The 10983-nt window shown below is 59.8% G+C and carries 9 protein-coding genes; all 9 read right to left on the bottom strand.

What is annotated here, in order from left to right; translation table 11 throughout:
• Positions 1-1363: MFS transporter (locus P792_RS0118935; protein WP_235075449.1), on the bottom strand; the 1363-nt coding region annotated here is incomplete at its 3' end.
• A 113-nt stretch (positions 1364-1476) separates the two neighbouring features.
• Positions 1477-2373 (bottom strand): DUF4349 domain-containing protein, encoded by an 897-nt coding sequence (locus tag P792_RS27610; protein WP_161630838.1) that lies wholly within the window; start codon positions 2371-2373, stop codon positions 1477-1479.
• A 276-nt stretch (positions 2374-2649) separates the two neighbouring features.
• Positions 2650-3186, bottom strand: a complete 537-nt coding sequence (locus P792_RS27615) for a gluconokinase (RefSeq protein WP_031240682.1) — start codon at positions 3184-3186, stop codon at positions 2650-2652.
• On the bottom strand, positions 3183-3902 hold the full coding sequence (gene rpiA, locus P792_RS27620; RefSeq protein WP_023978561.1) for a ribose-5-phosphate isomerase RpiA: 720 nt from the start codon (positions 3900-3902) through the stop codon (positions 3183-3185). Before rpiA ends, P792_RS27615 begins: the two co-directional genes overlap by 4 nt.
• Positions 3895-4644: a 6-phosphogluconolactonase gene (pgl, locus tag P792_RS27625; protein ID WP_023978562.1), complete on the bottom strand. Its 750-nt coding sequence runs from the start codon at positions 4642-4644 to the stop codon at positions 3895-3897. The genes rpiA and pgl overlap by 8 nt, the downstream gene beginning before the upstream one ends.
• A gap of 94 nt (positions 4645-4738) precedes the next feature.
• Complete coding sequence (locus P792_RS27630; protein WP_023978563.1) at positions 4739-5602, bottom strand: Cof-type HAD-IIB family hydrolase; 864 nt, start codon at positions 5600-5602, stop codon at positions 4739-4741.
• Between the two features lie 28 nt (positions 5603-5630).
• Entirely contained in the window at positions 5631-7178 is a 1548-nt protein-coding gene (gene zwf / locus P792_RS27635; protein WP_023978564.1) for a glucose-6-phosphate dehydrogenase, read from the bottom strand.
• A gap of 133 nt (positions 7179-7311) precedes the next feature.
• Positions 7312-8307, bottom strand: a complete 996-nt coding sequence (gene gnd, locus P792_RS27640) for a phosphogluconate dehydrogenase (NAD(+)-dependent, decarboxylating) (protein ID WP_023978565.1) — start codon at positions 8305-8307, stop codon at positions 7312-7314.
• 91 nt (positions 8308-8398) lie between these two features.
• A partial coding sequence (locus tag P792_RS0118940) for a bifunctional transaldolase/phosoglucose isomerase (protein WP_031240687.1) occupies positions 8399-10983 on the bottom strand: 2585 nt, incomplete at its 5' end.

The following is a 10983-nucleotide window of genomic DNA, read 5'->3' on the forward strand; positions in this document are numbered from 1 at the left end:
CGAGATACCCGACGACCAGCAGCGATAGCCGACCCGTGCCAATCAAATGGCCGAAGATGACAGGTGCCGCGACACCCCCGAAAAGGGTGCCCACGGCGTAGAAGACCGCAATGGCAAATGCCCGCATTTCCAGCGGAAACAGTTCGCTTGCGGTGAGATAGGCTGATGATGCTGCTGCCGAGGCAAAGAAGAAGATCGCGCACCATGAGAGCGTCTGTGTCGTGGCTGTCAGCAGATCAGCCCCCATGGCCCAGGCAACGATGACCATCAGGGCGCCCGATATGGCGTAACTCAGGCCAATCATGCGGCGCCGTCCCCAGGTGTCGAACCAGCGCGCCAGAACAAGGGGACCGATCAGATTGCCGATTGCGAGCGGGAGAATGTACCAGCCAACTTCGCGCGCGGAGACGCCGTGATACTGGGTAAGAACCATGCCGTAGGTGAAGAAAACGGCGTTGTAGAGAAAGGCCTGCGATATCATCAGGACCAGCGCATAGAGCGACCGCCCGCGATAGCGCTGCACCATGATGCGGATCATCTCCATCGGGCTGAAAACCCCGGCTGGATAGATAAGCACCGTGGGCAGCTTGCTCGCCCAACCGCCCTGCGGTTCGGCACAATGCGATTCAACGTGGCTGACGATGGCATTGGCCTCCTCCACACGCCTGTGAGTGATAAGCCAGCGAGGGCTTTCCGGCACGAAGGTGCGCAACAGCAGCACAGCCACACCAAGTAGGGCGCCAAGGGCAAAGGCCACGCGCCAGGCCAGCCATACAGGGATAAGCGCGGTATTCAGCAGCCACACCGAGCCGAGTGCGCCAAAAGCCGCCCCAGCCCAGAAGGTGCCGTTGACCATGACATCCACTCGCCCCCGCAGCCGGGCTGGCACGAGCTCGTCGATGGCAGAATTGATGGCGGAATATTCCCCCCCGATACCCATGCCCGTCAGGAAACGGGCAACGGCAAAGCTGCCCAGATTCCAGGAAAAAGCCGATGCGCCAACGCCCACGACATAAAGGGCCAGAGTGAGAAAGAAGATCTGCTTTCGACCGAGCTGGTCCGTCATCCAGCCAAACAGCAACGCCCCCAGCACAGCACCCGCGACATAGGACGATGAGGCAAAACCAATCCCATCGGCGCTCAGACCGAGCGTATCGCCGCGTTCGAGCGATGGGGCCAGCGAGCCGATGATTGTGACCTCCAGCCCATCCAGAATCCAGGTAATGCCGAGGGCCACGACGATGAGCATGTGAAAACGCGACCAAGGCAACCTGTCCAGTCGGGCCGGGATATCCGTCTCGATGGGCCTGCCATGGTCCTTGACGCTGTCTGCCCGATGCGACCGGTCGGAAAATGAATGCACAGAGCGAACCCCTCACCGATTACAGAATTTTTAATCTTTGATATCGGTTCTGACGCATCGCAGCTGCAAGGGTTCGCCGGCTCACTTTAAGCTGAGCCAGCGAACGCTGATCCCTAGTCGCGCCTGAACCAGCCTTTGCGTATCGCACGACGAACCAGCAGGAGACCTATCAGGACCAGAGGAGCCCAGACCACGGCCTGAATCAGGAAGAACCAGACGTCGCCCAGTGTCTCCATGAAGATCTGTGTGCTCTCGTTCCATCTCTGCCGGACAGGTGTGGACGTTGCCCTCGCACCCTCGAAGCTGACATCGACTCTCTCGGTATCAATGCGGCGGGAGAGGCCATTCTTTTCCTTCTGTGCATCTTCAAGCGATGATTGTACTTCAGAGAGTTCCTTGGCGACCTTGATCAGGTCGTCGGTACGGCCGGCACTCTGGGCCTCAAGGGCTTCCAGCCTGTCGCGGTAGGCCGTCATCTGCGCCAGACGCCGATCCACATCAATGACGTCATTTTGCAGATCGGTCTCGCTCGTTGTCGCTGCACGCGTGACGATATTACGGCTTTCCTCGCCCGGTAGAGGCGATGAGGCGGCTTTGATAAAGGCCTCGACACGATCATGGGGCAATCGCACGGCAATGCGGGCCGAATGCTGCGATACGCCCTGCCCCAGATCCTCCGTATTCTCATTCGACGAAACGAGTTCGCATGACACCGCCACCGTGCAGGCCGAGCGCGCTGCATCCAGATGAGCACTGACAAGATGATCGGGGACAGTAAGGTCCAGCCGGTGTTCGTAGGCCATGAACGCCTGCCCGGCCCGTTGACTGACACCATGCTTGAGAAAACGCAGGTTCATTGCCGGTGCGGGGGCCATGACTGCCATGGGCGATGGAGGAGACTCCTCTTCGCGCTGCATGATGTGACGGTGTTTGCAACCAGGCAGGAGGGCGAGGGTCAGAAAGACGCCGGTTAAGGAAAAGAGCCGTATGGCTCGCTTGGAAGAACTCATATCACCTGCCATCTCTCTGCCCGGATTTGGGCAAATCGCCACCAGCAAAGCGGCCTTGTGTCAGGCTGGGAGGGAAATAGGGCGGAATTCCGCATCAGGCCGATCCATCACGCCATGATGCCTGAAAGCGGGCAGAAGTTATCCCCAGATTCAAGGAACAACTCTGCGGATCAGCCTGTGCATAAGCTGTTCACGAGCTTGGATAGAATCTGATGACAGACTTTTTGGATCGATCCACAAACTGAACGTGAATCGATCCGGATGCTGAGTAAAAGCCTAGCCGGCCTTGGATTGCAATGAAGCGATCAGCTTCGCCATGACAATCTCGGGCGTACCCGCACTATCCACAGTCACCACATTCTCGTCCGGGCCTGGCGCCTCAAGCGTGGCAAGCTGGCTGGGCAGCAGCGATGGCGGCATGAAATGGCCGATACGATGCTTCAGGCGCTCGGCAATCGTGCGCTCGCTGGTCTCGAGATAGACGAAGGTGACATTCAACCCGCTACGCAGGGTGTCGCGATACTTGCGCTTGAGGGCCGAGCAGGTCAGGACGCCCCCGGTTGCCGCATGATCACGGAGCCATTCGTGGCAGATCTTGAGCCACGGTGCGCGGTCTGAGTCGTCCAGTGGGATGCCGCTATGCATCTTGGCGACATTGGCCGGCGGGTGGAGATCATCCCCCTCCTGAAACGGCCATCCAAAATGATCGGCAAGCCCCTGTGCCACGGTTGTCTTACCGCAGCCCGATACCCCCATGACCACAAAAAGCCCGGGCGCCGCACGATCGGCGGCAGGGTTGTGCGCGGCGCTCATGACTTGAGCCTCTGCAGACCGGACCCGCCCGCCACCAGCACTTCGGTGGTGATGTCCAGAAACAGCCCATGATCAACCACACCCGTGATCGAGATGATGCGGTCAGCCAGGCCACGCGGGTTTTCGATGCGCTCGTAATCGCAATCGATGATGATGTTGTGGTTGTCGGTCATGTAGAGCGACCCGTCCTCATTACGACGCGGTGTGCAGCTCTTGGCACCCGTCTGACGCAGCAGGTTCTCGACACGCTCCCAGCCCCAGGGAATGATTTCGACGGGCACAGGCATATGGGTGCCAAGATCCGCCACAATCTTGCTCTCATCAACGATCACGATGAACTTGCGCGCCGAGACCGCCACGATCTTCTCACGCAGCAATGCACCGCCGCGCCCCTTGATGAGGAACAGCGAGCCGGTCTGAACCTCATCGGCGCCGTCAATGGCGACATCGAGATACGGATCATCGGCAAAATTGGTGATGGGGATGTTCAGGCTCTGGGCCTGGGCCGCGCTGGCCTCGGAGGTCGGAATTGCGCGTATCTTGAGCCCTTCACGACGGACGCGTTCTCCGAGCGCGTCGATCATGAACTTTGCGGTGCTGCCCGTGCCAAGACCAACGGCCATGCCATCTTCGATATAGGCGATGGCGTGGGTCGCAGCCTCACGCTTCAGCTCGGCCACACGTGCTGCGGCATCCTGTGCGCTGAGATCAGCCATTTGACAGATCTCCGGCAGCTGCCTTGTCCGTAAGGAACACGACCTCACCTTCCGACGTGATATGCGAAGACGGCAACGAGGCATCGCCCGCCCGCACACGCGCAAGCATCTCGGCCTTGCCTGCTCCTTCGATCAGGAACACGACAGCGCGGCTGGAATGGATCGCTGTGTAGGTCAGTGACACGCGGTCATGCGGTGCGTTGTCCGGTGTGCAGGCCGCCACCCACTTCTCGCGCTCCTGCAGGATAGGCTGACGCGGAAAAAGCGATGCCGTGTGACCGTCGGGACCCATGCCCAGCATGACCACATCGAACAGCGGACGCCCCGGGATGAGGTGATGGCTGCCATAAACATCCACCAGGGCGGCCTGATAAAGAGCCGCATCATGCTCCGGTGTGCCATCGGCCGGGATGGGGTGAACGTTTTCGGACGGCAGGTCGACCTGATCGATCAGGATTTCGCTCGTCATGCGGAAATTGCTGTCTTCATGGGTGAAGGGCACATGCCTGTCATCACCGAAGAAGATCTGGGTACGACGCCACGGAAACTGGGCGGCATAAGCCGGCTCAGCCATGATCTTGAACAGACGCTTAGGGGTCGAGCCACCCGAGAGCGCGACAACGAACGGGCCGTCTTTCTTTGCGAGCGCCTGATCAAGAAGCCATTGCGCCATCTTGCGGGCGACGGCCTCGCCATCTTCCAGAACCACGAGCCGGGCCGAGGTCACATCATGTCCACTCATCTGTCTCATTCCTTCTTCTAGGGCTTCCAGGGGGCCTTTCGCAGGGCCGTCGCGCCGCAATGCCGCACGACGATTCCACTTTCAGGCCCGCGCCTCAGTCCGCGCCCGGTGCACGGGGGAGAACGTAATCACGCATGGCCTGCGCCCAGCCATCTGCGTCGTTTCGCCCTGTCGTCACATGGGCATGGGCGCTGACTTCCTCGCTGGCATTTCCCATAGCGATGCCGAGCCCGGCAATGCTGAGCATCGGGATATCATTGGACATGTCCCCAATGCAGGCGACCTCACTCATGGGTATGCCAAGCCGGTCTGCCAGAGCACAGGCTGCGAAGCCCTTATTGGCATCCTTGTGCGTGATATCGAGGTAATAATCCGACGACCGGTGCACACTGGCCTGCCCCTTGAGCATGGCCCCGATCTCGATTTCCATACGCTGAAGAAGCGCAAAATTGCTACTGGCTGCCATGATCTTGCCGACACCGGACATGTAGGGCCGGAAGTCAGGAACGACAACGGGCTCGATACCGACCGATTTGCGTTCATGGGCTACGTAATAGGCGCCCGGATCGCGGATCAGCCAGTCATGGTCACGAAACAGCCAGGTGTCGATCTTGTGAACCGACAAGGTATCACAGGCCGAGACCACGCAGCTTTCGGGCAGGACGAGGTGAGAGAGAATCTCGTCATCCGGGCTGACAATCAGACCACCATTGAGCGCTCCAAACGGCGTCTTGAGCGCCAGTTCGCGGTGGTAGCGCAAAATACCCTCTGCCGAACGGGAGCTGACCAGACACAGGGCAATCCCGGCCTTAGCCAGATCCTGCGCGGCCGCGAGTGTCGACGGTGCGAGGGATTTGTCAGGGCCGATCAGCGTGCCGTCGATATCGGAGACGACAAGCCGAATTCTGGATGCCTCGGGCGGGAGAGCATCGTGAATGGCATCCAGTTCGATTGTCATAAGGTCTCCTGTCGTTTTTCCAACGATCTTAGTTGTTCAGATCAAGCCAGCGACGGCCAGAACGCGCGAGCAGCTCATCGGCTTCACGCGGGCCGTCCAGGCCGCCCGGATAGAAGCAGAGCGGGGACTTGTCAGCGATGTTCTGCGTGAAGGCAGGCTCCACAATGCGCCAGCCTTCTTCGATGGTATCGGCGCGCTGATAAAGCGTCTGGTCGCCAATCATGCAGTCATAGATCAGCGTTTCATAGCCGGTGCTCGGCCCCTCGCTGAACCAGTCGGAATAGTCGAACTTCATGCGTACGCCACCGAGGCGGACCGAAGGACCCGGCACCTTGGCCGAAAACTGCATGGTCACGCCTTCAGTCGGCTGGATATGCAGCACCATGATATTGGGGGTGAGCTTGTCCACCGGCGTATCGCGGAACAGCGCAAAGGGCGCCTGCTTGAAGTGAATGGCAATCTCGGTCTTGCGACGACGCAGACGCTTGCCTGTGCGCAGATAGAACGGCACGCCAGCCCAGCGCCAGTTATCGATGCGCAGCTTCATCGCGACATAGGTTTCTGTCTGACTGCCCATCGCGACATCGGGCTCCTCGCGATAACCGCGAAGCGCTTCAGCCTCATCACCCACGCCGAAAGAGCCGCTGACATACTGACCGCGCACGACCTGAGAGAGGTCGATGGGTTGGATGGCACTCAGCACCTTGGCCTTCTCGTCACGCACGGCCTCGGCATCGAAGGAGGTCGGGGCTTCCATGGCGACCATGGAGAGAAGCTGCATCAGATGGTTCGGCACCATGTCACGAATGGCACCCGTGCTCTCGTAGAAGCGACCGCGGCGTTCGACACCAACGGTTTCCGCTGCCGTGATCTGCACGTGATCGATGTTCTGACGGTTCCAGAGCGGCTCGAAAAAGCCGTTGGAAAAGCGCAGGGCCAGGATGTTCTGGACCGTTTCCTTGCCGAGATAATGATCGATACGATAAATCTGATTTTCGTCCAGCGAGCGCAGCAGACGGGCATTCAGTGCCTTGGCTGATTCCAGATCCGCACCGAACGGCTTTTCGATGATCACGCGGCGGGAGATTGTATCGGTCTGCTCGGCCAGCCCTGACTCACCAAGAAGATCGACGATCGGCCCGAAGAACCTTGCTGCAACTGCAAGGTAGAACACGGCAGAACGGTCACCGAGACGTTCTTTGAGGGCCTCGAAGGTCGAGAGTTCCTCGAAGGAGCCACGCAGATAGGTGATGCTCTGCGACAGTCTGTCCCACACATCCTGACGCAGCGTCGTGGCGTTGGTCCCGCGCTTGCTGACAAAGTCATCCAGCGCGCCCTTGAGCTGCTCGAGCAGCCCCTCTGTCGTCATCTCGGCCCAGTCGACCACGATGATCGAGAAATCCTCACTGAGAAGACCGGCGGAGTCCAGATTATAGATAGCAGGGACGAGAAGACGTTTGGTCAGATCGCCACCACCGCCGAAAATGACCATGGAGCCGGGAGGCGCCTGGCGAACCCCACGCGTTGTCTCGTTATTGGACAATGCCGCATGTGCTGAAGCGGAAACGTCGACCATATGCCAAACCTTTTTAGTCGATAATCGGAAAGCCGGAGTGCGAGCGGGAGCATTCGGACTCCCGCTGGCATTCAGGCAGACAGCTTAGAGAAAAAAAAAGGGCCGGGACCAGAGAAGGTCCCGGCCCGTCATGTCACTTCTTCTCGACGTGGCCGCCGAAACCAAAGCGCATGGCAGAGAGGATCTTCTCTGCGTAGTTGTTGCCCGAACGCGAACGGAAGCGCGTGAAGAGCGAGGCCGTCATGACCGGTACCGGCACCGATTCCTCGATAGCGGCTTCGATCGTCCAGCGACCTTCACCGGAATCGGCCACTTCGCCCGAGAACTCGGAGAGGGATTCGTTCTTGGCGAGTGCGTCGGCGGTCAGGTCGAGCAGCCAGGACGACACGACGCTGCCGCGACGCCAGACTTCAGCGATATCGGCCATGTTCAGGTCGAAGCGCTGGTCTTCCTGCAGGACCGGCGAATTCTTCGACTTCATGACGTCGAAGCCTTCAGCGAAAGCCTGCATCATGCCGTATTCGATGCCGTTATGGACCATCTTGACGAAGTGACCCGAGCCGGCCGGGCCGCAATGCAGATAGCCTTCCTCAGCGCGCGGATCGAGGCCTTCACGGTCGCGACCGATGGTGCGCACGACGTCGCCCTTGCCCGGTGCCAAAGCCTTCAGGATCGGGTCGATATGATCGGCCGAGTCCTTGGTGCCGCCGTACATCATGCAATAGCCACGATCGAGGCCCCAGACACCGCCCGACGTGCCGACGTCGATGTAGTGGATGCCCTTTTCCATCAGCTCATGGGCGCGACGGACATCGTCCTTATAGTAGCTGTTGCCACCATCGATCACGATGTCGTCCTTGCCGAGCAGGCCGCGCAGTTCCTGCACGCAGGCTTCGGTGATCTCACCGGCTGGCAGCATGACCCAGACGATCTTGCGCTCTGCCGAAAGCTTGCTGACCAGATCGGCCACCGAGTTCGCGGCGATCGCACGGCCCTTCTCGGCACGGTCGAACGTCTTGGTCACAACTTCAGGCGTGCGGTCGAACAGCACGACGTCATGACCATGACGGGTCAGGCGCACTGCAATGTTGCCGCCCATACGGCCAAGGCCAACAATACCGATTTGCATCTCTAAAACTCCTGCACAGTTTTCCTGTGCCCTCTAACTACCACGTCAAAAAACAATCCGCCCCGTTGGAGCGGGGCGGATTGCGTCAGTCTCAGACGGCTTTCTTGATGACCGTTGCCAGTTCGGCGAGGCCAGCTTCAAGCGGTCCCTTGATATGCACACGCAGGGCGCGACGGCCACGCTCGGACAGCACGTCGAAATCGCCGCGCGCCTGAGCTGCCTTTACCACACTGAACGTGAAGCGTTCACCCGGCACAGCGAGATCGGCATGATCATCTGCCGTGATCTGGAGGAACACACCGCTGTCAGGGCCGCCCTTATAGGCCTGGCCGGTCGAATGCAGGAAGCGCGGGCCGAATTCGGCTGCCGTTGCGACCTTGAGCTGGTCACGCAGGTTGAGGCGAACGTTCTGGATCCACTCGCGCGTCTTCAGATCACGCTCCACATAGGCGAGAACACCCACGTAGTCGCCAGCCTTCACGCGACCGAAATGCGCCTTCAGGATTGCCAGCGCATCGCCACCGCCCAATGCCTTGGCATTGGTGTCGTCAGCGAAGAACTCGAACGCACCCGAGGTTGCAAACGGCGTCTCGGCCGGAAGCTTGCCCGTCTCGTTGAAGGCGGTCGTGAGCTTCTTGGTCTCGATCTTGCTGAACTCGACATCCGGCTGGTCGAACGGATCGATTGCCAGCACTGAGCCTGCAACAGCAGTGGCATATTCCCAATGGAAGAATGCTTGGGCGATATCGAGCTTGTCAGCCAGATCGATCGTCACAACCGGCTCACCAGCGGCAACGAGAGCAGCAATGGCCTTCTCCTGGTTCGGGCAAGGCGCATCGGTCAGGCGCAGATAGGCAAAAACGCGATCCTTGCCGTAAACGCCCGGCGCACCAAGGGTCTCGTCATCGATCGGGATCAGGCCAGTGCCCTTCTTGCCGGTCGACTCAGCCAGAAGCTGCTCAAGCCACGCGCCAAGGTCATAGATCGCGGGTGAAGCGATGATCGTCACCTTGTCACGACCGAACTTCGTTGCGGCCGCACCAAGGATGGCACCGAGCTGAAGCGCCGTGTTCTGCGCCGGCGGGGTGCTGGCCGAAGCGCCCTTGACGGAACGCAGAGCCGATTCGAGGAACGCGCGAACGTTCAGACCGGCGGCTGCTGCGGGGACGAGACCGAAATTGGACAGCACGGAGAACCGGCCACCAATCTGCTTCTCACCGTAGAAGATTTTCCAGAAGCCATCGCCCTTTGCCACCTGCTCCATATGCGAGCCGGGATCGGTCACGGCAACGAAATGCTTGCCGGGGGCCGAACCAAGCGCCGTTTCGGCAGCGGCGAAGAAGTAGGCCTTCAGGATGTTCGGCTCGAGCGTGCCGCCCGACTTGGACGAGACGATGAAGAGCGTGTTCTTCAGGTCGACAGCATTCTCGTACGTCTTCACCTGCTGCGGGTCCGTGCTGTCGAGCACGTGCAGCTTGGGGAAGCCTGCGATCTGGCCGAAGGTTTCCGAAATCACTTCCGGACCGAGGCTCGAACCGCCCATGCCGAGCAGCAGCACATCGCTGAAGCCCTTGGCCTTAACTTCGCTGGCGAAGGCTTCGAGCTCGGCGACATGAGCCAGACGCTCGTCGACGATATCGAGCCATTTCAGCCAGCTGGCTTCGTCACCGCCAGTCCAGACAGAGGCGTCCTTGGCCCAGAGCTTGCGGCCCTTGCCGGTCTTGCGCCAGTCTTCGAGAACCGCATCAGAGGCGGCTTTCAGATCAACCGGAAGTTCGGCCTTCTGCTCGATCAGCTTGGACCCGAGAAACGTGGCCTGCTTGTTTGCTACCGCCCCAAGCAGCTGGTCGAAAGCGTCGCAGAACGAAGCGCAGCCTTCTGTTACAAGGGTCTTGGTGACGCCATCGAGGTCGAGGCCGAGCTTGGCCTGCTGCTCGAGCACCTTGAAGGCATCTTCCACGTTTTCGGTCAGGCTGGCGCGCAGCTTGCCGTGATCACGGAAGGCATCGAAGGTTGCGGGCGGGATGGTGTTGACTGTGTCCTCACCGATCAGCTCTTCGACGTAAAGAACGTCCGAGAAGGTCTTGTCCTTGGTGCCCGTCGAGGCCCAGAGCAGACGCTGCGGCTGCGCACCTGCGGCGGCCAGCTTCTTCCAGCGCTCGGAAGCGGTCACTTCGAGATAATGCTGATAGGCAACCTTGGCGTTCGCGATGGCAACCTTGCCACGCAGAGCCTTCAGCGCCTCGGCATCCTTGTCGCCTTCCTTCACGCGACGGTCGATGGCACCATCGATCTTGCCGTCGATGCGCGACACGAAGAACGACGCCACGCTGGCGATCTTGCTGATATCCTTGCCCGCGGCATGACGGATCTCAAGGCCCTTGATGTAGGCTTCGAGAACATTCTTGTAGGCTTCGAGCGAGAAAAGAAGCGTGACGTTGACGCTGATGCCTTCCGAAGTGACTTCCTGGAATGCCGGAACACCTTCAGGCGTGCCCGGAATCTTGATCATCAGGTTTTCTTCGCTCACGGCAACCCACAGACGGCGAGCTTCGTCAGCCGTGGCCTTGGTGTCGAAAGCGAGATAAGGCGAAACCTCAAGGCTCACATAACCATCGAGGCCCTTGGTCTGCACGAATACCGGGTGCATGACCTTGGCGGTTGCCTTGATGTCGG

It is taken from the genome of Asaia sp. SF2.1, from assembly GCF_000505765.1.
Taxonomy (GTDB): Bacteria; Pseudomonadota; Alphaproteobacteria; order Acetobacterales; family Acetobacteraceae; genus Asaia; species Asaia bogorensis.